This is a genomic window from Streptomyces sp. NPDC051569 (genome assembly GCF_044454085.1).
GTDB lineage: Bacteria > Actinomycetota > Actinomycetes > Streptomycetales > Streptomycetaceae > Streptomyces.
Window position 1 is genome coordinate 1 of sequence record NZ_JBITDJ010000013.1, and the last position, 24002, is coordinate 24002.

General features: G+C 70.0%; 22 protein-coding genes. 16 read left to right on the forward strand and 6 right to left on the reverse strand.

What is annotated here, in order from left to right:
• The 4 genes from ACIBAE_RS19070 to ACIBAE_RS19085 form a co-directional block, all read left to right on the forward strand.
• A partial coding sequence (locus tag ACIBAE_RS19070; RefSeq protein ID WP_399286556.1) for a transposase occupies positions 1-393 on the forward strand: 393 nt, incomplete at its 5' end.
• A gap of 558 nt (positions 394-951) precedes the next feature.
• A complete protein-coding gene (locus tag ACIBAE_RS19075; RefSeq protein WP_399286559.1) occupies positions 952-1269 on the forward strand; it encodes a transposase in 318 nt (105 codons plus the stop codon).
• A gap of 226 nt (positions 1270-1495) precedes the next feature.
• Complete coding sequence (locus tag ACIBAE_RS19080; protein ID WP_399287001.1) at positions 1496-1939, forward strand: hypothetical protein; 444 nt, start codon at positions 1496-1498, stop codon at positions 1937-1939.
• Positions 1940-2135: 196 nt separating this feature from the next.
• Positions 2136-2807: a DUF6542 domain-containing protein gene (locus ACIBAE_RS19085; RefSeq protein WP_399286562.1), complete on the forward strand. Its 672-nt coding sequence runs from the start codon at positions 2136-2138 to the stop codon at positions 2805-2807.
• Between the two features lie 100 nt (positions 2808-2907).
• Here ACIBAE_RS19085 and ppgK read toward each other — a convergent pair whose 3' ends face one another.
• Together ppgK and ACIBAE_RS19095 are read right to left on the reverse strand one after the other, a co-directional pair.
• Positions 2908-3645, reverse strand: coding sequence for a polyphosphate--glucose phosphotransferase (gene ppgK, locus ACIBAE_RS19090; RefSeq protein WP_399286564.1), 738 nt, complete (start codon positions 3643-3645; stop codon positions 2908-2910).
• A 159-nt stretch (positions 3646-3804) separates the two neighbouring features.
• Positions 3805-4836: a 4-hydroxy-3-methylbut-2-enyl diphosphate reductase gene (locus ACIBAE_RS19095; protein WP_399286567.1), complete on the reverse strand. Its 1032-nt coding sequence runs from the start codon at positions 4834-4836 to the stop codon at positions 3805-3807.
• An 85-nt stretch (positions 4837-4921) separates the two neighbouring features.
• Here ACIBAE_RS19095 and ACIBAE_RS19100 point away from each other — a divergent pair, with 85 nt between their 5' ends.
• The 4 genes from ACIBAE_RS19100 to ACIBAE_RS19115 all read left to right on the forward strand — a co-directional run bounded on the left by ACIBAE_RS19100 (position 4922) and on the right by ACIBAE_RS19115 (position 8898).
• Complete coding sequence (locus ACIBAE_RS19100) at positions 4922-6325, forward strand: APC family permease (protein ID WP_399286570.1); 1404 nt, start codon at positions 4922-4924, stop codon at positions 6323-6325.
• Positions 6326-6581: 256 nt separating this feature from the next.
• Positions 6582-7790: an exodeoxyribonuclease VII large subunit gene (gene xseA / locus ACIBAE_RS19105; protein WP_399286573.1), complete on the forward strand. Its 1209-nt coding sequence runs from the start codon at positions 6582-6584 to the stop codon at positions 7788-7790.
• Between the two features lie 144 nt (positions 7791-7934).
• Positions 7935-8162, forward strand: coding sequence for an exodeoxyribonuclease VII small subunit (locus tag ACIBAE_RS19110; RefSeq protein ID WP_399286576.1), 228 nt, complete (start codon positions 7935-7937; stop codon positions 8160-8162).
• Positions 8163-8307: 145 nt separating this feature from the next.
• Positions 8308-8898 (forward strand): malonic semialdehyde reductase, encoded by a 591-nt coding sequence (locus ACIBAE_RS19115; RefSeq protein ID WP_399286579.1) that lies wholly within the window; start codon positions 8308-8310, stop codon positions 8896-8898.
• 222 nt (positions 8899-9120) lie between these two features.
• Here ACIBAE_RS19115 and ACIBAE_RS19120 read toward each other — a convergent pair whose 3' ends face one another.
• The gene (locus ACIBAE_RS19120; RefSeq protein ID WP_399286966.1) at positions 9121-9639 is read right to left on the reverse strand and encodes a DUF4245 domain-containing protein; all 519 of its coding nucleotides are present in this window, start codon (positions 9637-9639) and stop codon (positions 9121-9123) included.
• Between the two features lie 133 nt (positions 9640-9772).
• Here ACIBAE_RS19120 and glpX point away from each other — a divergent pair, with 133 nt between their 5' ends.
• Positions 9773-10804 (forward strand): class II fructose-bisphosphatase, encoded by a 1032-nt coding sequence (gene glpX, locus ACIBAE_RS19125; RefSeq protein ID WP_399286582.1) that lies wholly within the window; start codon positions 9773-9775, stop codon positions 10802-10804.
• Between the two features lie 207 nt (positions 10805-11011).
• Here the strand turns inward: glpX and ACIBAE_RS19130 are convergent, their stop codons facing one another.
• Positions 11012-11386 carry a WhiB family transcriptional regulator gene (locus tag ACIBAE_RS19130; RefSeq protein ID WP_399286585.1) on the reverse strand — a complete coding sequence of 125 codons (375 nt, stop codon included), beginning with the start codon at positions 11384-11386 and terminating at the stop codon, positions 11012-11014.
• A gap of 171 nt (positions 11387-11557) precedes the next feature.
• A complete protein-coding gene (locus tag ACIBAE_RS19135) occupies positions 11558-12229 on the reverse strand; it encodes a DUF1707 domain-containing protein (protein WP_399286588.1) in 672 nt (223 codons plus the stop codon).
• 190 nt (positions 12230-12419) lie between these two features.
• On the opposite strand from ACIBAE_RS19135, the gene ACIBAE_RS19140 reads away from it, so the two are divergent.
• From ACIBAE_RS19140 to ACIBAE_RS19160, 5 genes are all read left to right on the forward strand, one after another.
• A complete protein-coding gene (locus ACIBAE_RS19140; protein ID WP_399286590.1) occupies positions 12420-14096 on the forward strand; it encodes a fumarate hydratase in 1677 nt (558 codons plus the stop codon).
• 155 nt (positions 14097-14251) lie between these two features.
• Positions 14252-15649: a class II fumarate hydratase gene (locus ACIBAE_RS19145; protein ID WP_399286593.1), complete on the forward strand. Its 1398-nt coding sequence runs from the start codon at positions 14252-14254 to the stop codon at positions 15647-15649.
• Positions 15650-15701: 52 nt separating this feature from the next.
• Positions 15702-16367 (forward strand): DUF402 domain-containing protein, encoded by a 666-nt coding sequence (locus ACIBAE_RS19150; protein ID WP_399286596.1) that lies wholly within the window; start codon positions 15702-15704, stop codon positions 16365-16367.
• A gap of 231 nt (positions 16368-16598) precedes the next feature.
• The gene (locus ACIBAE_RS19155; protein ID WP_399286599.1) at positions 16599-18467 is read left to right on the forward strand and encodes a SpoIIE family protein phosphatase; all 1869 of its coding nucleotides are present in this window, start codon (positions 16599-16601) and stop codon (positions 18465-18467) included.
• Between the two features lie 147 nt (positions 18468-18614).
• Positions 18615-20078 (forward strand): catalase, encoded by a 1464-nt coding sequence (locus ACIBAE_RS19160; RefSeq protein ID WP_399286603.1) that lies wholly within the window; start codon positions 18615-18617, stop codon positions 20076-20078.
• A gap of 103 nt (positions 20079-20181) precedes the next feature.
• Here the strand turns inward: ACIBAE_RS19160 and ACIBAE_RS19165 are convergent, their stop codons facing one another.
• Complete coding sequence (locus ACIBAE_RS19165; RefSeq protein ID WP_399286606.1) at positions 20182-22428, reverse strand: transglycosylase domain-containing protein; 2247 nt, start codon at positions 22426-22428, stop codon at positions 20182-20184.
• Between the two features lie 330 nt (positions 22429-22758).
• Here ACIBAE_RS19165 and ACIBAE_RS19170 point away from each other — a divergent pair, with 330 nt between their 5' ends.
• Complete coding sequence (locus ACIBAE_RS19170; RefSeq protein ID WP_399286609.1) at positions 22759-23694, forward strand: SPFH domain-containing protein; 936 nt, start codon at positions 22759-22761, stop codon at positions 23692-23694.
• Entirely contained in the window at positions 23640-23924 is a 285-nt protein-coding gene (locus ACIBAE_RS19175) for a hypothetical protein (RefSeq protein WP_399286968.1), read from the forward strand. Before ACIBAE_RS19170 ends, ACIBAE_RS19175 begins: the two co-directional genes overlap by 55 nt.
• The last annotated feature ends 78 nt before the right edge of the window (positions 23925-24002 follow it).

Genomic DNA, 24002 nt, shown 5'->3' on the forward strand with positions numbered 1-24002 from the left:
GGCAAGGATTTCCTGGCCTTCCTGAAGAAGGCGGTGAGACCGCACGCCGGGAAGGACATCCACGTCGTCCTGGACAACCTCTCCACGCACACCACGCCGGACGTCAGGGAATGGCTGGCCAAAAACCCACACGTCCACTTCCACTTCACTCCCGTCGGCTCCTCGTGGCTCAACCAGATCGAGATCTGCTTCGGAATCCTGACCCGGCAGTCCATCCGCCGAGGCACGTTCTCCAGCGTCAATGTCCTGATCAAACAGATCCGCGACTACATCACCTCCTGGAACGAGAGCGCGAAACCGTTCACCTGGACCGCGACCGCCGGCGAGGTCCTCGCGAAGGTCAGGCTCGTCGCGACCAACGTGAAGAAACTTGTCAATAACAACTCGAACTGACATGAACAGGATCACGAGACACTAGCTGAGATCGGCTCTGGGCGCCTTGCCGGAAAGGACCTTGAGGGAATGAGTGGCTGGTTCGAGGTGACGAAATTGGCGACGGGCATCACGGGAAGTGAACGACTTGGCCGCATCTACTACAAGCCGGACGGCCCAAGAATACTTGTCAGTGTGCACATCAAACAGGACGGCAAACAGCAGAGACGCCACATCGAGAGGCTGCGAGCCTTCTGACCCCATTTACCGACGCCTGAGGGCAGCCTCGAGTCGGGACAGGTACTCGACGACGTGGCGCGGGACGTCGAGCGTGGCGACGTAGGTAACCAACGTGAAGCCTCTGTGGATACGGACATCTGTCCTACCAGGGGCTTTACGTCTGCCTAGAGCCGGGCTACCCGGACTGATCCATCCGGGCATGTGCCGATCAGCCCGCTTCACGGAGATCATTCCGCTGAGAAAGCCTCACTGCGCACGGCGGACGGAATCGAGTTGGTCCGTGCTCTGGCCCAGAAACCCCACAGGAACTCATCGAACTCAAGGTCACCGCCCACATCGGTGCCGCACCGGGCGAGCACACCGAGACCCGCACAGGCCGGGGACCTGGACCTGGCGATCCCCAAGCTCCGCACTGGATCTCTCTCCCCATCACTGCTGGAACGCCGGCGTCGAATCGACCAGGCCCTCTACACCATGATCATGGAGACATACGTCCACGGGTGTCCACTCGCAGCGTGGACGACCTGCTCAAGGCGCTGGGCGGGGCGGCATCACCGAGGACCCGCGGACGCGAAGTCCTCGGACTCATGGTCGGCGACAGCGAGACCGATGCGTTCTGGACCGAGTTTCTGCGCTCCCTGCGTGAACGCGTCCTGACCGGGGGTCCGCCTGGTCATCGCCGACCATCATTCCGGGCTGGTCAAGGTGGTCCGCAAGGCCATGCTCGGCATCGCCCTCCAGCGGTGTCGCATTCAGTTCCTGCGCAACGTCATCTCCGTGCGATCAGCAAAGACTCCGGCGAGATGGTGGCCGCGACGATCCGCACGATCTTCGCCCAGCCCACCACCGAACTGGTCCGTTCCAGCTCGACACCGTCGCCGACATGCTCGGACGGCAGTTTCCCAAGGTCAAAGCCATGCTCCTGGCAGCCGAGACCGACCTGACCGCCTTCGCCGAGCGGATTTGGAAGAAGACGGGAGATCAAGCACCGCGTCGACGTCGTCCAGATCTTCCCCACCCCAACGCCCTCGAACGTCTCACCACTGCCGTCCTCATCGAGATGTACGACGAATGGATCGCGTTCCCCCACAGCTGCCTCCCCAAGTACGGCACGGACTCGGTCTACCCCACGACCGAAGATCCCCGACGCGGTTACACCGCCACAAGGACCGGGCTCACGATGCACGACCTGGGCACCGCCGAGCTGGAAGGCTTCCTCCGCGAGCACTGCCTCGTCCGCTCGACACTGGGCAGACAGCGGCTCAAGTTTGCGCCTAAGGCCCACCGTCCCGATCGTGAGCGACACGTTGGCGACTTCCTGAAGTGAGGACTGGCTGATGGCCTGTGTGGCCCAGGGCGGACCGACCCCCCAGTTTACGGGCGGGCCGTAGCGGTCGACGACGGGTTCGGGGCGCCCCACGACACGCCCGTGGGCCGGTCCGGGCCTCGAACTCACCGCCAAGGTCACCCAAAGGGCGTGTCCAACGCCTGATTCATCCCCCTCTGCCACCTACGTTGGTCCGGTGGAGCAGCACAGGACACGTCAACCCCAGCGCCGGCAGCGACCGGGAGCCCCTCCCTCACCGCGCGGCACCGCCGCCGGGACCGGCGGCGGCTACCGGGCGCCGGGTGCCCGGCGGGTGCCGCCCGTCGTGCTCCAGCTGCGCGGACTGCCCAATCCCCGGTTCACCGGGCTGGGGGCCGGCCTGTTCGCCACCGCGACGATGCTGTTCTTCGCCTTCCTGGACGATCTGGTCTTCGACGGCTCGCCGCTGGTCTACGGGCTGCTGTTCCTGCCGGTCAGCGCACTGACGGCGCTCTGGGTGCGGACCGCCGACCTGGTGACGGCCCCGATCGGCGTGCCGATCGCCTTCGCGGTCGGCACGCTGCCGATCGCCGGCGGGACCGAGGGCTTCGGCGGCCATCTCATCGCGCTCGTCACCGCACTGGCCGTGCACGCCGGCTGGCTGTACGGCGGCACGCTCGTCGCCGGGGTGATCGCGTCCGTGCGGAAGGTCCGGCAGATGGGCCGGCGCCAGTTCGCCCGGGACGCGGCAGCGGGCCGGACCGGGACCGGCAGGACCGGCAACACCACCACCGGCGTCACCGCGCCCAGGACCGGTACGCCCAGGGGCGGCACGGTCAGGGGCGGCACGGTCAGGACCACCGCCACGGGGGCCGAGCGGCGCCGCTGAATCCGGCGCCGCCGGAGCCCGCTCGCGTCGGGGCCCGCTCGCGCCGGAGCCCGCTCGCGCCGGAGCCCGGCCGTCGCCTACGGGCGGAGCCGGGCCGGTGTCACTTCCCCGCCGCCGCCATCGCCGCGCCCACGATTCCCGCGTTGTTCTGCAGCTCCGCCGGGACGATCTCGGCCCGGATCCCTTCGAGCAGCGGAATGAACTTGTCGGCCTTGCGGCTCACCCCGCCGCCGATGATGAACAGCTCGGGCGAGAACAGCATCTCGACGTGTGCCAGATACTTCTGCACCCGGTGTGCCCAGTGGTGCCAGCTCAGATCCGCGTCGTCCTTGGCCTTCGTCGAGGCGTGCTTCTCCGCGTCGTGGCCGTTCAGCTCCAGGTGGCCCAGCTCGGTGTTGGGCACGAGCTTGCCGTCCATGAAGAGCGCGCTGCCGATGCCCGTACCGAAAGTCAGCAGGAACACCGTGCCCTTGCGACCGCGCCCCGCGCCGAACGCCATCTCCGCCACGCCCGCCGCGTCGGCGTCGTTGAGGACGGTGGCCCGCAGGCCCAGCCGGTCGCCGAGCACCTGTCCCGCGTCCACATCGATCCATGCCTTGTCGACATTGGCGGCGGTGCGGATCACGGAACCGGTCACCACCCCCGGGAAGGTGATGCCGACCGGCCCCGACCAGCCGAAGTGCTGTACGACCTCGACCACGCCGTCGGCGACGCTCTCGGGCGTCGCCGGGTGCGGGGTGAGTACTTTGTGACGCGGCTCGACCAGGTCGCCGCGCTCCAGGTCCACGGGTGCGCCCTTGATGCCTGAACCGCCGATGTCCACTCCGAAGACGTTCATGGACACAACGTTACGGGCAGACGCTGATAGCGACTTCCAGGAGCGGAACTTCTCGGCCGGGAAGTCGCCTGCCGGAGGGCCGCCCGGCGGGCGACCGCCCGGCAGGGGCTTCCGTCACCGGACGCGCTGCCACCCGCCGGCCCGCCGCCGCTCCTTCCGCTACTTCCGCGCGAGTGCCGCCGCCGCCTCGGCCCGCAGGTCGCGGCGCAGTTCCTTGGGCAGCGAGAACGTGATCGACTCCTCGGCCGCCTTGACGATCTCGACGTCCTCGAAGCCGTGCCGGGTCAGCCACTCCAGCACGCCCTCGACGAGCACCTCGGGAACGGACGCGCCGGAGGTGACGCCGACCGTGGAGACACCGTCCAGCCACGCCTCGTCGATCTCGTCGGCGCCGTCCACCAGGTAGGAGGCGCCCGCGCCGGCGCCGAGGGCGACCTCGACGAGGCGTACCGAGTTGGAGGAGTTCTTGGAGCCGACGACGATCACCAGGTCGGCGTCGGCGCCCATCTGCTTGACCGCGATCTGGCGGTTCTGCGTGGCGTAGCAGATGTCGTCGCTCGGCGGCGCGATCAGCTGCGGGAACTTCTCCTTGAGCTTGTCGACGGTCTCCATGGTCTCGTCGACGGAGAGCGTGGTCTGGGAGAGCCAGACGACCTTGGACTCGTCGCGGACCTCGACATTGGCGACATCGTCCGGACCGTCGACCAGCGTGATGTGCTCCGGGGCCTCGCCCGACGTACCGATGACCTCTTCGTGGCCCTCGTGGCCGATCAGCAGGATGTCGTAGTCCTCCTGGGCGAAGCGGACGGCTTCCTTGTGGACCTTGGTGACCAGGGGACAGGTCGCGTCGATGGTGGCGAGCCGGCGCTGGGCCGCCTCCTCGTGGACGACCGGTGCGACACCGTGCGCGGAGAACATGACGATCGACCCCTCGGGGACCTCCGCCGTCGCCTCGACGAAGATCGCGCCCTTTTTCTCCAGGGTCTGCACGACGTACTTGTTGTGGACGATCTCGTGGCGGACGTAGACCGGCGCGCCGTACTGCTCCAGGGCCTTCTCCACGGCGATCACGGCACGGTCCACACCGGCGCAGTAACCACGGGGAGCGGCGAGCAGGACGCGTTTGCCGGCGCGGCGCGCGGCGTCTCCACTGGGGGCGGCGGCGGGCGACGGGCGGGACGTGGCAGTCATACGTCCCATCGTAAGGCCGTCCAGAAGAGGCGGAAGTTCGCCCGGCGGCCCGAGACTGGGCGTACGCGATCGACGGAGGGACGCGATGGCCGACACCGGCACCGGTACGGACGGGCAGTCAGCGGGCGGTGGCCTGCCGGTGGAGGGGGTTCTGCGGCGGACGCTGGGGTTCCGCGATCTCGTCGTGTACGGGCTGCTGTTCATCGCCCCGATGGCTCCCGTCGGTGTCTTCGGCACGCTCGACGCCAAGTCGCACGGGTCGGTGGCGCTCGTCTACGTGGTGGCGACGGTCGCCATGGCGTTCACCGCGATCAGTTACGCGCAGATGGTGCGGGTCGCCCCGCAGGCCGGCTCCGTCTTCGGTTACGCCCGCAAGGGGCTCGGCGAGGGGCCCGGATTCATCGCCGGCTGGATGGCACTGCTCGACTATCTGCTGATCCCGGCCGTCGCGTATCTCTTCGCCGGGATCGCGATGCAGTCGCTGGTGCCCTCCGTCGACCGGTGGGTGTGGACCACGATCGCCGTCGTGATCACCACGCTGCTCAATCTGTGGGGGGTACGGGCGGCGGCCCGGGTGGGCTTCGCGGTGCTCGCGATGGAGATCGTGGTGCTGGTGGTGTTCGTGGTGTCGGCCATCGTGGTGCTCGTACAGAACGGCGCCACGCGCGGCTGGTCCACACCGTTCACCAGCGACGCGGGCTTCTCCCTGACGGCGGTGCTCGGCGCGGTGTCGGTCGCGGTGCTCTCCTATCTGGGCTTCGACGCGATCGCCTCGTTCGCCGAGGAGGTGACGGGCGGTTCGCGGAAGGTGGCGCGGGCGGTGCTGTTCTGTCTGGTGCTCTCCGGCGTGCTGTTCATCGCGCAGACGTATCTGGTGGCGCTGCTGGAGCCGATGTCCTCGGCCGAGCTGGCGGCTGACCCGGTCAAGCAGGGGTCGGCGTTCTACGACGCGGTGGACAGCGCTGTCGGGAGCTGGCTGCACGACCTGGTGGCCGCCAGCAAGGCGATCGGCGCGGCGTTCGCGGCGCTGGCCGGGCAGGCGGCGGCGGGGCGGCTGCTGTTCGCGATGGGCCGGCAGCGCCGGCTGCCGCACGTGCTGTCGCGTACGGACTCGGGCGTGCCCCGGGTGGCCCTGCTGCTGGCCGCGCTGGTGACGCTCATCGCGGCGGTGTGGGCCGCCCGGCTCGACAACGGCCTGGACGATCTGGTCTCGATCGTCGACATCGGGGCGCTGACGGCGTTCGTGCTGCTGCACGCCTCGGTGGTGGGATGGTTCGCGGTCCGGCGCGCGGAGGGGCCGCCGCGCTGGTTCCGGCATGTGGTGCTGCCGGTGGTCGGCGCGGGGATCCTGATCGCGGTGATCGTGGAGGCAGCCGACTCGGCGCAGATCGTGGGGGCCTTCTGGCTGGGCGTGGGACTGGTGGTGCTGGCGATGCAGCGGGGGCATGGCGGACGGCCCGATTCCGCGCCGGTGGGACCGGCACGGTAGGCGGTCCAGGGGAGGTGGGACCGGCACGGTAGGCGGTCCCAGGGGAAGGTGCGACCGGCACGGTAGGCGGTCCCAGGGGAGGTACGCGCCCTTCGGCCGCCGGTTTCGCCTCGTCGTCGCCGGGCCGCGCGACCGGTCGGCACGGGCAGCGGGGGCGGCACGGGTCGGTACCGGTCGGCGGGGGCGGCACGGGGGCGTTGTCGGTCGGCGGGGGCGGCACGGGGGCGTTGTCGGAAGGGGCCGATACGCTCCTTGTATGGCTCTCAACACGTCCGCGGAAGCCCCGCTGCCCGTCGGCGAGGTGTCGCGGCTCATCGGCGGATGGATCGACCGGCTCGGCGCCATCTGGGTCGAGGGGCAGATCACCCAGCTCTCGCGCCGGCCGGGCGCGGGCGTGGTCTTTCTGACGCTGCGTGACCCCGCGCACGACATCTCGGTCAGCGTCACCTGCTACCGGCAGGTCTTCGACGCGATCGCCGACGTGGTGTCCGAGGGCGCCCGGGTCGTGGTGCGGGCCAAGCCGGAGTGGTACGCGCCGCGCGGGCAGCTCTCGCTGCGGGCCACCGAGATAAGGCCGGTCGGGATCGGCGAGCTGCTGGTTCGGCTGGAGCAGTTGAAGAAGTCGCTGGGGGCCGAGGGTCTCTTCGACACCGCCCGCAAGAAGCCGCTGCCCTTTCTGCCGCAGCTGATCGGGCTGGTGAGCGGGCGGGCGTCGGCGGCCGAGCGCGACGTGCTGGAGAACGCGCGGCGGCGGTGGCCCGCGGTCCGCTTCGAGGTGCGCAACACAGCGGTGCAGGGGGTGAACGCGGTGGTGCAGGTCGTCGAGGCGGTGCGGGAGCTGGACGCGCTGCCGGAGGTGGACGTGATCATCGTGGCGCGCGGCGGCGGCAGCGTGGAGGATCTGCTGCCGTTCTCGGACGAGCGGCTGATCCGGGCGGTGGCCGCGTGCCGTACGCCGGTGGTCTCCGCGATCGGGCACGAGCCCGACGCTCCCCTGCTGGACCTCGTGGCGGACGTACGGGCCTCCACCCCGACCGACGCGGCGAAGAGGACCGTGCCGGACGTCGGGGAGGAGCTGGACCGCGTCCAGGCGCTGCGGGACCGGGCGCTGCGTACGGTGCGGGGGCTGCTCGACCGGGAGGAGCGCGGCCTCGCCCACGCCCTGGGCCGGTCGGTGATGGAGCGGCCGCAGCGGATGGTGGACGAGCGCGCCGCCGAGGTGACGGCCCTGACCGACCGCGGCAGGCGGGTCCTGCGGCATCTGCTGGACCGTGCGGACTCCGAGCTGTCGCACACCCGGGCGCGGGTGGTCGCGCTGTCTCCGGCGGCGACGCTGGAGCGGGGATACGCGGTACTCCAGCGGACGGACGGATCGGTCGTACGGGCCCAGGGTGATGTCCGCGCGGCCGAGGAGCTGCGGGCCCGGGTGGCGGAGGGTGAGTTCACGGTCCGTGTCGTGGAGTAGGGGAGTAACGGATCGGCCGGCTCGGACCGGAGCGGCGGAGCAGGAGGAGCCGCGGGATGAACGGCGGGGGCGCTCCTCCCGGCCGGACCGCAGGGCAATCGTTGTCGGACCCGCGTCCACGGACGCGTACGGAGGGTGGACCAGATGGCAGGGACGGAAGAGACCGCGCTCGGGTACGAGCAGGCGCGGGACGAGCTGATCGAGGTCGTGCGCCGGCTGGAGGCCGGCGGTACGACACTGGAGGAATCCCTCGCCCTGTGGGAACGGGGCGAGGAGCTGGCGAAGGTGTGCCGCCGCTGGCTGGAGGGCGCCCGGGCCCGGCTGGACGCGTCGCTGGCGGCTCCGGACAGCGCCGCCTCGGGAGACGTCTGATCCCGCGCTTTCCCCGCTCCGCGCCCCTTACCTCACCTCGGCTGTGAAGTGAATCACCAGGCTCCGGCATTGGTTGAAAATTAACCAATTTCCCCCGTACGGTGGGCCGACCGCATGATCCACCGCCCGTCCGGAAGGCATTTCCATGTCCCTCGTCCTTGACCCGATCGCGCAGGACCTCCTTTTCCGGGAGGCCCGCACCGCCAACACGTTCACCGACGAGCCGGTGACCGACGAGCAGGTGCAGGCGATCTACGACCTGGTCAAGTTCGGTCCCACCGCCTTCAACCAGTCGCCGCTGCGCGTCGTCCTGGTCCGCTCCGCCGAGGCCCGTGAGCGCCTCGTCCAGCACATGGCCGAGGGCAACCAGGCCAAGACCGCCGCCGCGCCGCTCGTCGCCATCCTGGCCGCCGACAACGAGTTCCACGAGGAGCTGCCGCAGCTCTTCCCGGCCTTCCCCCAGGCCAAGGACATGTTCTTCAGCGAGCGCCCGATCCGCGAGTCGAACGCCCAGATGAACGCCGCCCTCCAGGCCGCCTACTTCATCGTCGGTGTCCGCGCCGCCGGTCTGGCCGCGGGCCCGATGACCGGCTACGACCCGGCCGGCGTCCAGAAGGAGTTCCTGGACGGCGACCACACCCCGCTGATGATCGTCAACATCGGCAGGCCCGGCGACGACGCCTGGTACCCGCGCTCGCCGCGCCTCGCGTACGACGAGGTCATCACCACCGTCTGAGACGCACGACGGACGACGGACGGCGTCCGAGCCGTCCGACCCGGCGGAACGACGAGGCCGCCACCCCCGGAGGGGGTGGCGGCCTCGCCCGTACCCGGCCCGTGTCATCGCGGGACAGTCATGTCACCGCGGGGCCGTCGCTCCGGCCCCGGACATGCCCTCGGGACCCCGGGACCCCGGGACCGCTTCAGCCGGCACGACCTCGGCACAGCCCCTACGGCCTCAGGACGCCCGCTCCGCCTTCAGCGCGGCCACCATCTCCGCCAGCCGCTCGTACGACGCCGTACCGGTCACCACAGTCGTCGCGCCGCCGGCCGTGCGGACCAGGGCGTCGTACTTCGGCCCCTCCCAGCGCTGCCAGTCCTCGCCCGCGATCCGCTGCGTCTCTCCGGTGTCGGCCGCCTGCTGGCTGACCTCCGGCACGTACTTCGCCGCCGGCGCGCTGGACTGCTCGACCGCGATGTACTGGCCGTCCGGGTCCAGATAGCCGAGGTGCCACGCGTTCTCGTTCCGCCGCTCGTAGGAGACGGACGTCGGCTTCCAGTTCTCCGGGAGTCCGGCCGGGGCCGCCACCGGATACGGCGCCGCACGCCGCGCGGTCACCAGCTCGACGCGGTAGTCGACCGCCTGGACCGGGTCGCCGTTCTCGTCGTGCGGAATGAAGATGTAGATGCCGCCGACGACGAGCCCGATGACCGCCATCGACAGGAACATGTCCCGCACTGTCTGTCTGCCTCGCATACCTGCCACCGCCCCATCGTCGCATCCGGGGTTACGCGCTCATCCGTGGCCCCCTCTGCTCAAACTATCGATCTGTGGATACAGTCGTATCACCCTCTTTTCCGGCCGTCGTCGTACAGAAAGGTGCGCACCGATGACCGAACATGATCTGCCTTCCGCCCTTGAGGTCGCCCCCGAGGCCCCCGACCGCAACCTGGCCCTGGAGCTGGTCCGGGTCACCGAGGCCGCCGCGCTGGCCGCCGGCCGGTGGGTCGGACGCGGCGACAAGAACGGCGCGGACGGCGCGGCGGTGAACGCCATGCGGACCCTTGTCTCGACCGTGTCGATGAACGGCGTCGTCGTCATCGGCGAGGGCGAGAAGGACGAAGCCCCGATGCTCTACAACGGCGAGCGGATCGGCGACGGCACCCACGCCGAGGTCGACATCGCCGTGGACCCGATCGACGGCACCACCCTCAACGCCAAGGGCATGTCGAACGCCATCGCCGTGCTGGCCGCCGCCGACCGCGGCGCCATGTTCGACCCGTCCGCCGTGTTCTACATGGACAAGCTGGTCACCGGGCCCGAGGCCGCCGACTACGTCGACATCAACGCGCCCGTGGCCGTCAACATCCGCCGGGTCGCCAAGGCCAAGCGGATCTTTCCCGAGGACGTCACGGTGGTCGTCCTCGACCGGCCGCGCCACGAGGGCATGGTCAAGGAGATCCGGGAGACCGGCGCCCGGATCAAATTCATCTCCGACGGCGACGTGGCCGGTTCGATCATGGCGGCGCGCGAAAGCACCGGCGTGGACCTGCTGATGGGCATCGGCGGCACACCCGAGGGCATCATCTCGGCGTGCGCGATCAAGTGCCTCGGCGGCGTCATCCAGGGCAAGCTCTGGCCCAAGGACAACGAGGAACGGCAACGCGCGATCGACGCCGGCCACGACCTGGACCGCGTCCTGTCCACCGAGGACCTGGTCGGCGGCGACAACGTGTTCTTCGTGGCCACCGGCATCACGGACGGCGAGCTGCTGCGCGGGGTGCGCTACCGCTCGGAGACCGCGACCACCCAGTCCCTGGTCATGCGCTCGAAGTCGGGCACGATCCGGCAGATCGACTCGACCCACCGGCTCTCCAAGCTGCGCGCCTACAGCACGATCGACTTCGACCGCGACGAGTGAGGGCCGGCCCGTCATACGTGCGCCCGCCAGTCAGGGCGGGACAGCCCTGAGGCACCACCACCGCACGGAAGGGGCGCCCCCGTTGTGCGGCGGGGGCGCCCCTTCCGTCGCACGGGTACGGGTACGGGTACGGATACGAGTACGGGTACGGATACGAGTACGGGTACGGGTCGGCTGCGCGGAGTCGCGAGCCTGGGCCGGTCCGGGTCAGCCTGCGGCGGCGATCCGGCCGTCCGCCGCGACCGCCTTCCTGAGCTCCACCTCGCGCCGCCTGCGGCGGGCCAGCACCACGCGGCGCTCGGCCGCCGTCAGGCCGCCCCACACCCCGTACGGCTCGGGCTGGAGCAGTGCGTGCTCCCGGCATTCCACCATCACGGGACAGCGGGCACAGACCCGCTTGGCGGCCTCTTCCCGCGCCAGCCTCGCGGCTGTCGGCTCCTTCGAAGGAGCGAAGAACAGTCCGGCCTCGTCCCGGCGGCACACCGCCTCCGAATGCCAGGGGCCGGCCTGATCCTCCCGGGCGGGACTCCGCTGCGGGGGCACGGCGGCGACCCGCACGGGCTGATGCGGCAGTTGCAGCACGGTCTACTCCTGACGACGGCTTCGCGAGCGAGAGACGATGCAGCCTTCCCTACCCGCTGTGCGCGCTCCTATGCACTGCGTGGCACTCAGTTCCGGAATTCGGAATGCAGTACGGAATGACGGACGCCCACTCGCCGCCGGCCCCCCGCGCCGGGTTGAACAACAACCTCTTTAACCGAGGTCCTTGCGGAACCGGTCCTGGAGATCCGCGATGCGCTTCCCGCGCTTGGGCTTGGCCTCGACATTGCCGAACACCGAGTAGCCGTTCACCGCGACGACCGGCGCCTGCGGGTCGGCGCCTTCCAGCGTGACCACCTCGAAATTGCCGAAGATACCGGTACCGCTGCCGCGCAGCGTGATGTTCTCGGGGACGCGGACCTCGACGTTTCCGAAAATGGCCGTCGCGTTGATCACGGAGGTCCGCTGCCCGAAGAGCGCCTCGGTGAGGTCGATCTCGATATTGCCGAAGAGCGAGAAGGCATGGGTCCTGCGGCCGATGCGCCAGCGGCCCTTACGGGTCGAGCTGCTGAAGATGGCGACCAGGCTCTCGGCGGGGGACGTGGAGTCCTCGGGGCCGTATCCGTACGCCGTGGACGCGGCGGCAGCGGGCTGCCCTTCGCTGCCGACGGCCGGCAAGTCCCGTACCAGCGGCTCCAGTTCGCCGACCGTCTTGGCCCGGTAGACGGAGTCGATCCGCTCGGAGTGCTCCTCCGCGTCCAGGCGGCCCTCCGCCAGGGCCTCCCGGAGGATGTCCGCGATCCGGTCCCGGTCGGCGTCGGAGGCCCGGATTCCGGCGGGCTCCGCCGGTGCGAGCGGCTGCTGGGGGTGCTTTTCGAGGTCCACGGTCCCAGGGTAGCGAAACGCGATAGATCGCGACCAGGCCCTGTCCGGCGGATCTTCGCGGGCCCGGAACTCCTGGCACGGCAGCTCGCCGCGACTGAGCCCTACCTCACACCGGCGGCGCCGGCGGCGCACCCTACGCTGGACAGCGGCGCTGCCAACGGAGGCGGCGCCACTGTCTGTCGAGTGAGGAATGGCCGAAATGCCAGAGTTTGCGTACTCCGACCTGCTTCCCCTGGGAGAGGACACCACGCCTTACCGCCTGGTGACCGCCGAAGGTGTCTCCACCTTCGAGGCCGACGGGCGTACGTTCCTCAAGGTCGAGCCGGAAGCGCTGCGCACCCTCGCCGCCGAGGCGATGCACGACATCTCGCACTACCTGCGCCCGGCCCACCTCGCACAGCTTCGCCGGATCATCGACGACCCCGACGCCTCCTCGAACGACAAGTTCGTGGCGCTCGACCTGCTGAAGAACGCCAACATCGCGGCGGCCGGCGTACTCCCGATGTGCCAGGACACCGGCACCGCCATCGTGATGGGCAAGCGCGGCCAGAACGTGCTGACGGAGGGCGGCGACGAGGAAGCCCTGTCGCACGGCATCTTCGACGCGTACACGAAGCTCAACCTGCGCTATTCGCAGATGGCTCCGCTCACCATGTGGGAGGAGAAGAACACCGGTTCGAACCTGCCCGCGCAGATCGAGCTGTACGCGACCGACGGCGGCGCCTACAAGTTCCTCTTCATGGCGAAGGGCGGCGGCAGCGCCAACAAGTCGTTCCTCTACCAGGAGACCAAGGCGGTCCTCAACGAGACCTCCATGATGAAGTTCCTGGAGGAGAAGATCCGCTCGCTCGGAACGGCCGCCTGCCCGCCGTACCACCTGGCGATCGTCGTGGGCGGCACGTCGGCCGAATTCGCGCTCAAGACGGCGAAGTACGCCTCCGCCCACTACCTGGACGAGCTGCCGTCCGAAGGTTCCCCCACCGGTCACGGCTTCCGGGACAAGGAGCTGGAGGAGAAGGTCTTCGAGCTGACGCAGAAGATCGGCATCGGGGCGCAGTTCGGCGGCAAGTACTTCTGTCACGACGTGCGGGTGGTGCGGCTGCCGCGCCACGGCGCCTCGCTGCCGGTCGCGATCGCCGTCTCCTGCTCCGCCGACCGCCAGGCCGTCGCGAAGATCACCGCCGAGGGCGTCTTCCTGGAGCAGTTGGAGACCGACCCGGCGCGCTTCCTCCCGGACACAACGGACGAGCACCTCGGTACCGAGGACGACGTCGTCACGATCGACCTCAACCGTCCGATGGACGACGTCCTCGCCGAGCTGACCAAGTACCCGGTCAAGACCCGCCTCTCGCTCACCGGTCCGCTGGTCGTGGCCCGCGACATCGCGCACGCCAAGATCAAGGAGCGGCTGGACGCGGGCGAGGAGATGCCGCAGTACCTCAAGGACCACCCGGTCTACTACGCGGGCCCGGCGAAGACCCCCGAGGGGTACGCCTCCGGGTCGTTCGGCCCGACGACGGCCGGCCGGATGGACAGTTACGTGGAGCAGTTCCAGGCGGCCGGCGGCTCCAAGGTGATGCTCGCCAAGGGCAACCGCTCGCAGCAGGTCACCACCGCCTGCGACGCGCACGGCGGCTTCTACCTCGGCTCGATCGGCGGCCCGGCCGCCCGGCTCGCGCAGGACTGCATCAAGAAGGTCGAGGTCGTCGAGTACGAGGAGCTCGGCATGGAGGCGGTCTGGAAGATCGAGGTGGAGAACTTCCCCGCGTTCATCGTCGTGGACGACAAGGGCAACGACTTCTTCACCGAGCCGGTCCCGGCCCCGACCTTCACCACCATCCCGGTGCGCGGCCCCGGCCTCGTCTGACGTCCGTACCCCTCGACACCCCTCAGCACGCCCTCCCCGGCCTTCCTCCGGGGAGGGCGTTCCCGTGCCGTCGTGTGGTGTCGTGTGGTGTCGCGGGCGCGGGCGGGAACACATCGGATCAGCCGGACGCTCACCCTCCAGGAGGTACGACGACGATGACGACCGATGAGAGCCAGTACCGCACCGAGCACGACTCCATGGGCGAGGTACGGGTCCCCGCGCACGCCAAGTGGCGTGCCCAGACGCAGCGCGCGGTGGAGAACTTCCCCATCTCGGGGCAGCGCCTGGAACGCGCCCATATCGAGGCCCTGGCCCGGATCAAGGCCGCCGCCGCCAAGGTCAACGCCGGTCTCGGGGTGATCGACCAGGACATCGCGGACGCCATCCAGGACGCGGCGGCCGAGGTCGCGGCGGGCGACTGGGACGAGCACTTCCCGGTGGACGTCTTCCAGACCGGTTCCGGTACCTCCTCCAACATGAACACCAACGAGGTCCTCGCCACGCTCGCCACCGAGCGCCTCGGCCGTTCCGTGCACCCGAACGACCACGTCAACGCCTCGCAGAGCTCCAACGACGTCTTCCCGTCGTCCATCCACATCGCCGCGACCGCCGCCGTCACGGGTGAACTGATGCCCGCGCTGGCCCACCTCGCCGCCTCCCTGGAGCGCAAGGCCGACGAGTTCGCCGATGTCGTGAAGTCGGGCCGGACGCATCTGATGGACGCCACGCCCGTCACGCTGGGCCAGGAGTTCGGTGGTTACGCCGCGCAGATCCGGTACGCGGTGGAGCGGCTGACCGCCTCGCTGCCGCGCCTCGCCGAGCTGCCGCTGGGCGGTACGGCGGTGGGTACCGGCATCAACACCCCGCCGGGCTTCTCCGGCGCCGTCATCGCGGAGGTGGCCCGTACGACCGGGCTGCCGCTGACCGAAGCACGCAACCACTTCGAGGCGCAGGGCGCCCGCGACGGACTCGTGGAGACCTCGGGCCAGCTCCGTACGCTCGCCGTCTCCCTCACCAAGATCTCCAACGACCTGCGGTGGATGGCCTCCGGACCCCGCACCGGACTGGCCGAGATCAGCCTCCCCGATCTCCAGCCCGGTTCCTCCATCATGCCCGGCAAGGTCAATCCGGTGATCCCGGAGGCCGTCCTGATGGTCGCGGCCCAGGTCACCGGCAATGACGCCACGGTCGCGGCGGCCGGCGCCGCCGGGAATTTCGAGCTGAACGTGATGCTCCCGGTGATCGCCAAGAACCTCCTGGAGTCCGTACGGCTGCTCGCCAACGTCTCCCGGCTGCTCGCGGACCGTACGGTCGACGGCATCACGGCCGACGCCGAGCGGGCCCGCGCGTACGCCGAGTCGTCACCCTCGGTCGTCACTCCGCTGAACAAGTACATCGGGTACGAAGAGGCCGCGAAGGTCGCCAAGAAGTCCCTCGCCGAGCGCAGGACGATCCGCGAGACGGTCCTGGCCTCCGGTTACGTGGAGCGCGGCGACCTCACTCTGGAGCAGCTCGACGAGGCGCTGGATGTGCTGCGGATGACGCGGCCGTGAATGCGTGACGCGAACCGCAGCGGCGCGGGAGCCCCGACACTAAGATCTGCGCATGACAGACACGGCGGCGAACGGGCACTGGGTGCCCGGCACACAGATCCTGTGGCGGTACCGGCAGAACGCCGCCGACCACGTGCACATCTGCCGCCCCGTCACGGTCGTCCAGGACACCGACGAGCTGCTGGCGGTATGGCTGGCGCCGGACACACCCTGTGTGAAGCCGGTCCTCGCGGACGGCACCCCGGTCCACCGCGAGCCGCTGGACACCCGCTACACCAAGCCGCGCACGGTGGTGCGGGACCGCTGGTGGGGCATGGGCGTGCTGAAGCTGGCGCGGCCGGGTGAGCCCTGGTCGGTATGGCTGTGGTGGGAGCGCGGCTGGCGGTTCCAGAGCTGGTACGTGAATCTGGAGGAGCCGCGCACCCGTTGGTCCGGGGGCACCGACTCCGAGGACCACTTCCTCGACATCGACGTCTATCCGGACCGCAGCTGGCGGTGGCGCGACGAGGACGAGTTCGCGCAGGCGCAGCAGGACGGGCTGATGGACCCGGAGCGGGCGCGGCGGGTCCGCGAGGCGGGCCAGGAGGCCGTCGGGCTGATCACGGCCTGGGGAGCGCCGTTCTCCGAGGGGTGGGAGCACTGGCGGCCCGACCCCGCCTGGCAGGTGCCCGAACTGCCCGCGGACTGGGACCGTACCCCGGCGCGGCTGGCCTCCTGACGCGTCCGCCGGGGTCGTGGGTGGAGTGATGGATTCCGCCCCCGGACCGCGTTCCGGCGTATACGACCTCGTGAGACCCTTGTTGTGCCCCCAGGGTTCAAACGTAGGATCGTCCTCCGGAAGGCCGCTCCCGGGCAACGGACGAGCGCCGCGCCGGACCTGACCCCAAGTCACACCAGACGTCACACCGATCGCATCGCACCACCGGCCCGGACGGACGGAACCCCACGCGTGACGGAGCATCCCCCCTCCCACGAAGGCCGGCAGCCCCTGGTTGCCCGGTCGCAGGAACGCACCCGGCCGCGGCAGGAGGCGGCCGCCGCCGTTCCCCAGCCCGCCGCCCCGGTGCTCGACCCCGCGGGGACGGCGCGGCGCGAGGGTGACCGGCTGCGCTTCGTGGGGGCCGCCACCCGTCGTATCGCCCGCGGTATAGACCTGGACGAGATCGTCCTCGGGCTGTGCCGGGCGACGGTGCCGACGTTCTCCGACGCGATACTCGTCTATCTCCGCGATCCGCTGCCCGTCGGCGACGAACGGCCGGTGGAACCCTTCGTCCTGCGGCTGCGGCGCACCGACCGGCTGCGGCTGACCGACGAGTACCCGGAGGGCGCGGGCGCCATCCCGCTCCAGATCGCCGACGGCGGCCCGCTGCCGGTCCTCGACCCGCAGTCCGACGTGATGGCCGCCGCCGAGCTGTGCGAGGTGCACGCGGGCGGCGCGCTCTCCGAGGTGCTGCGCGGGGTCCGTCCCGTCTTCGGCGACTCGGCCGCGGCGCGGGCCGCGCTGCCCGAGCTGCTGGGCGCCGACCGCACCGTACCGACCGGGCACCGCGCGATCCTCGCGCCGCTGCGCGGCCGGCGCCGGGTCATCGGCGCGGCGGTCTTCCTGCGCAGGCCGGACCGGGCCGCGTTCGAGCCGAACGACCTGCTGGTCGCGGCGCAGCTGGCCACCCACACGGCACTGGGCATCGACAAGGCGGTGCTGTACGGGCGCGAGGCGTACATCGCCGACGAGCTGCAGCGCACGATGCTGCCGGAGAACCTCCCGCAGCCGACGGGCGTACGGCTGGCCTCCCGTTACCTGCCGGCCGCCGAGACGGCCAGGGTCGGCGGCGACTGGTACGACGCGATCCCGCTGCCCGGCAGCCGTGTCGCGCTGGTCGTGGGCGACGTCATGGGCCACTCCATGACCTCCGCCGCGATCATGGGCCAGCTGCGGACGACCGCGCAGACCCTCGCCGGTCTCGACTTGCCGCCGCAGGAGGTGCTGCACCACCTGGACGAGCAGGCCCAGCGGCTCGGCACGGACCGGATGGCGACCTGCCTCTACGCGGTCTACGACCCCGTCTCGCACCGCATCACCATCGCCAACGCCGGCCACCCGCCGCCGATACTCCTCCACCTGGGCGGCCGGGCCGAGGTACTCCGGGTACCGCCCGGGGCACCGATCGGGGTCGGCGGCGTGGACTTCGAGGCGGTCGAGCTGGACGCACCCGCCGGGGCGACCCTCCTCCTCTATACGGACGGGCTCGTCGAGTCGCGGCTGCGCGATGTGTGGACGGGCATCGAGCAGCTGCGGGAGCGGCTCGCGGCCACCGCGCAGCTGACCGGCCCCGACCACGCGCCGCCGCTGGAGGCACTCTGCGACGACGTCCTCGACGTGCTCGGTCCCGGTGACCGGGACGACGACATCGCGCTGCTCGCGGCCCGCTTCGACGGGATCGCGCCGAGCGATGTCGCGTACTGGTTCCTGGATCCGGAGGACGCCGCTCCGGGCCGGGCCAGGCGGCTGGCCCGGCGTGCGCTGGCCCGCTGGGACCTGGAGGAGCTGAGCGACTCGGTCGAGCTGCTGATCAGCGAGGTCGTGACCAACGCCGTGCGGTACGCGGAGCGCCCGGTGACGCTCCGGCTGCTCCGTACGGACGTACTGCGCGTGGAGGTCGGGGACGATTCCCCGCAGCTGCCGAGGCAGCGCCGGGCCCGCGACACGGATGAGGGCGGACGCGGATTGTTCCTGGTCAACCGGCTGGCGCGGCGGTGGGGGGCGACCCGGCTGTCCACCGGCAAGGTCGTCTGGTTCGAGCTGGCCACCCGGACATAGGGCACCGGCCGGGGCCGGGCCCGGGCACCGTCGATATGTTGCCGACCTGGTGTACCGGGGTTTGACTGGGGCAGGCGGCCATCTGACCGCTGCCATCCCCCGGGCTGCCCTCGGTTCCCCGGGCCCTCTATCGACGGGAGGACGCTCGTGACCGAGTCATCCGCCAAGGCTCCTTACACGACGAACAACGTCGGCATTCCGGTGGAGAGCGACGAGAACTCGCTCAGCATCGGCTCCGACGGCCCGCTTCTGCTGCAGGACCACTACCTCATCGAGAAAATGGCCCAGTTCAACCGTGAACGGGTCCCCGAGCGCGTGGTCCACGCCAAGGGCGCGGGTGCGTACGGCGTCTTCGAAGTGACGAACGACGTCAGCCAGTTCACCAAGGCCGACCTCTTCCAACCGGGCAAGCGCACCGACATGCTGGCCCGTTTCTCCACGGTCGCCGGTGAGCTCGGTTCGCCCGACACCTGGCGCGACCCCCGCGGTTTCGCGCTGAAGTTCTACACCGAGCACGGCAACTACGACATGGTCGGCAACAACACGCCGGTCTTCTTCGTACGCGACCCGATCAAGTTCCAGGACTTCATCCGGTCGCAGAAGCGCCATCCGGCCACCGGGCTGCGCAACAACGACATGCAGTGGGACTTCTGGACGCTCTCGCCCGAGTCCGCGCACCAGGTAACGTGGCTGATGGGCGACCGGGGCATCCCGAAGTCGTTCCGCCACATGAACGGCTACAGCTCGCACACCTATATGTGGGTGAACGGCGCGGGCGACCGGTTCTGGGTGAAGTACCACTTCAAGACCGATCAGGGCATCGACTACCTCACGCAGGCCGACGCCGACGAGATGGCCGGCTCGGACGGTGACCACCACCGCCGTGACCTGTACGAGTCGATCGAGTCCGGGAACGCGCCGACCTGGAGCCTGAAGGTTCAGATCATGCCGTTCGAGGCGGCGGCCGACTACCGCTTCAATCCGTTCGACCTGACCAAGGTGTGGCCGCACAGCGACTACCCCCTGATCGACGTCGGCCGGATGACCCTCAACCAGAACCCGGACAACTTCTTCGTCCACATCGAGCAGGCCGCTTTCGAGCCCTCGAACCTGGTGCCGGGCATCGGCCCGTCCCCGGACAAGATGCTGCTCGGCCGGCTCTTCTCGTACCCGGACACGCACCGCTACCGGATCGGCCCGAACTACACCCAGCTGCCGCCCAACCGGGCGCGCTCGCGGGTGAATTCGTACGCCAAGGACGGTCCGATGCGGTACGAGGCGTCGAACGCGGCGATGCCGTACGCGCCGAACTCGTACGGCGGTCCCGCCGCCGACGTCGAGCGCTTCGGCGACCCGGCCGGGTGGGCCTCGGCGGGCGAGATGGTGCGCGAGGCGTACAAGCTGCACCGCGAGGACGACGACTGGGGCCAGGCGGGCACCCAGGTCCGTGAGGTGCTGGACGACGCGGCGCGCGACCGGCTCGTGTCGAACGTCTCCGGGCACCTGGCGCAGGGCGTGTCCCGGCCGGTCCTGGACCGGGCACTCCAGTACTGGCGCAACATCGACAAGGAGGTCGGCGACCGGATCGCCACGAAGGCGAACGGCGGCTGACCCGCCCCGCTGTACGACGGCGGCCCCGGAGAACGCGTGTGCGTTCTCCGGGGCCGCCGTCCTGCCACGGGTGGGCAGCGCACCTGCCCGGGGTGGGCGGTCGTCAGCGGGGCCCGCGGGTCGGCCGGGGGATGCCGATGGGCCGGCCCCCGCCCTCGTCGGGGCTTTCCTGGCCGCCGCCGGGTTCGGTGCTGCCTCCGCCGCCCGGCTCGGTCGGCGCCGTGGCCGGCGGGGTCTCCTGGGGCGGGCCGGGCGGGGTTTCGCTCGGTGTGCCGGCCGGGTCGGGGGTCTCCTGGGCCGGGGCGCTCGGCGACGGCTCGCCGGACGGGGTCTGCTCCGGCGCGGATTCGACCGGTGACCGGCTCGGCTTCTTGGGGGCGGGCTCCATGGCGTCCAGGTCGAACGTCGCGTCGGAGCCGCCGTTCAGCGCGGCCAGCGTGTAGCTCGCCCAGATCCTGGCGGGGAAGCCACCGCCGTTGGCGCGGCCGGAGTTGGCGGTGCCGGTCAGGGTGACCTGTCCGCCGCCTTCCTCGGTTGACTCACCGAACAGTGCGACGACCGTGGTCAGCTGCGGGGTGTAGCCGGCGAACCAGGCGGACATGTTCTTCTCCGAGGTGCCGGTCTTGCCCGCCGCGTCGTAGGCGGAGGTGTTGGCCGCGGCGCCGGACCCCCGGTCGACGACCCCCTGGAGGACCCGGGTGACGGTGTCGGCCGTCTCCCGGCTGATCACCTGCTTGCCGATCGGGTCCGGCAGCTTGACCACGCGGTCCCTGTGCTCGGCGGACTTCACGATCGTCGGCGTGACCTTCCTGCCGTGGTTGTCGAGGGTCGCGTACACCCCGGCCATGTCCCAGGTGGAGGCGTTCATCGTGCCGAGCGTGATCGCGGGCCGCTCGGGAAAGTTCTTGTCCGGCATACCGAGGCCGAGCGCGGTCCGCTTGACCTTGCCGGGGCCGACGTCCACGACCATCTGCGCGAAGACGGAGTTGACGGAGTCCGCCATCGCCTTCCTGACGTCGACGTCGCCGTAGTCGTGGTCGTCCTCGTTCTCCGGGGCGAAGGGGGTGTCGCTGCCCTCGACGGGCCGCTTGCTGGTGCCGTCGTACTCGGTACCGATGTCGATCTTCCGGCCGTCCTGCGTCTCGGAGCCGTTCTCCAGCGCGGAGGCGAGCACGATCGGCTTGAACGTCGAGGCGGGCTGGTAGTCGGAGCGCGTGGCGTTGGATATCCAGTGCCGCGTGGCGCCCACACCGCCGTAGAGCGCGACGACCCGCCCGGTCTTCGGATCGACGGAGGTCGCACCGGCCTGCACCGTCGCGTCCGTCGTGTTCTTCTTCCGGTCGATCTTGTCCTCGAGCTGCTCGTCGACCGACGCGACGAGTGCCTTCTGCCGCTTCTCGTCGATGTTGAGGGTGATCGTCCAGCCGCCCGCCGCGATGTCGGCCTTGTCGACGCCCTGGCGGGCCAGTTCGTTGTTGGCGGCCTCGACGAGATAGCCGGTCTGGCCCTCCATGCCGGGAGCGGCCCTGGGCTCGCGCGGTACGGGGAACTTCAGGCCCTGGCGGACGGACGCGTCCAGCCAGTGCTCCTCGACCATGTTGTCCAGGACGTAGTTCCAGCGCTCGGTGACCAGCGCCTTGCCCGTGTCGGAGGCCACCGCCCAGTCGTACTGGCTGGGGGCCTGGAGCAGCGCGGCGAGATAGGCGCCCTGCGCGACGTTCAGCTTGTCCGCGTCCACGCCGTAGTACGCCTGGGCCGCGGCCTGGACGCCGTACGCGAGGCGCCCGTAGTAGCTGGTGTTGATGTACCCGGCGAGGATCTCGTTCTTGTCCATCTTCCGGTCCACCTTCAGGGCGATCACCAGCTCCTTGAGCTTGCGGGTGGCCGTCTGGTCCTGATTCAGGTAGTAGTTCTTGACGTACTGCTGGGTGATGGTCGAACCACCCTGCTTGCCCTTGCCCGCGAGGGTGTTGAAGAGACCGCGCGCGGTGCCCTTGATGTCGACGCCGGAGTCCTTGTAGAACGACTTGTTCTCGGCGGCGACGAAGGTCCGCTGGACGTCCTTGGGAATCTGCTCCAGGCCGACGATCTCGCGGTTGACCTCGCCGGTACGGGCCAGGATCTTCCCGTCGCCGTACTTGTAGACGTTGCTCTGCATCTGAGCGTCGGCGTTGGCCGTCGGCACCGGGACCAGCAGATAGACCGCGAAGAACCCGCCCATGGCGAGCAGGCAGAGCCCGAAGAAGGTGCCGAGCAGCTTCTTCGGGGTGAAGAGGCGGCCTGTCCCGCCCTTCTTCGCCGCCCGGCGCGCTCCGTGCTTGCGCGCCCGTCTGGCTTCAGCTCGACCCATCGCCGTGTCGCTCCGCTTCTTCAGGTCTCGTCGTCAGGACTCGCCGGAGTCGCCGCCGGTGCTCGCCGGTGCTCGCCGGTGCTCGCCGGTACTTGTCCGCGGCTCGCCGGTACTTGTCCGCAGCTCTCACCCATCGGAATCAGCTCAGAAAACTAACACCGCTCGCTATGACAAAGGGCGCCGATCGGAACTTTTGGGTCGTGACAATCAGCACCCGTTCCCCAGGGAACCGACTCACCAGGGTGCTGAAGGGTTGCCACACGCGTTAATCTGATATCACAATGCTAGTGACCGCCGATCGGCGGAACTGGATGGAAACGGGGAATGATCATGGCCTCCACCAGCGCGACCCCTACGAACGACCTGCCCGAGATGCCCGCACCACGCGTCCGGGAATTTTCCGCCCACAGCATCGGCGGCGGACTCGCCCTGCTGCTCGGCCTGTTCGACGTCGTCGTCGGTGTCGGCCTCGTCGTCGCCGGCGCGACCCTGAGTTCGGCCGGCACGAGCGGCGCGGTGATCGCCGTCGGCGTCCTCGTCGGGATCGCCGGGTTCTTCGCGATGGGCGGACTGAACATGGTGGCGCCGGGCGAGGCCCGTGTCGTCCAGCTCTTCGGCCGCTACCGCGGCACCATCCGCACCGACGGCCTGCGCTGGGTGAACCCGCTCACCTCACGCAGCAAGATCTCGACCCGGGTACGCAACCACGAGACGGCCGTCCTCAAGGTCAACGACGCCTACGGCAACCCGATCGAACTGGCCGCGGTCGTCGTCTGGAGGGTCGAGGACACCGCGCAGGCGATGTTCGAGGTGGACGACTTCCTGGAGTTCGTCTCCACCCAGACCGAGGCCGCCGTACGGCACATCGCGATCGAGTACCCGTACGACGCCCACGACGAGGAGGGCCTGTCGCTGCGCGGCAACGCCGAGGAGATCACCGAGAAGCTCGCGGTCGAACTCTCCGCGCGCGTCGAGGCGGCCGGGGTCCACATCATCGAATCCCGCTTCACCCACCTCGCCTACGCCCCGGAGATCGCCTCCGCCATGCTCCAGCGCCAGCAGGCGGGCGCGGTCGTCGCGGCCCGCCGGCAGATCGTGGACGGCGCGGTCGGCATGGTCGAGGCGGCCCTCACCCGCCTCACCGAACAGGACATCGTCGAGCTGGACTCGGAGCGCAAGGCCGCGATGGTCAGCAATCTGCTGGTGGTACTCTGCGGCGACCGTGCCGCCCAGCCGGTCGTGAACACGGGCACGCTTTACCAGTGACCGAACGCAAGCAGGTTCTCCTGCGACTGGATCCGGCGGTGCACGACGCCCTCGCCCGCTGGGCGTCCGCCGAACTGCGCAGCGCCAACGCGCAGATCGAGTTCCTGCTCCGCCGGGCCCTGGCCGAGGCGGGCCGGCTCCCCGGCGACGCGGCGCCGATCGCGCGCCGGGGCCGGCCTCCGAGGGCTCCGAAAGCGGGCCCGGAGGCGGAGCGATCCGGACCGGAGTGATCCGGACCCGCACCCCGCACGACCCGTCCGCACCCAGGCCCGCCGGGGCCCGCACGGCCCTCGGCGGGCCTTGTCCAC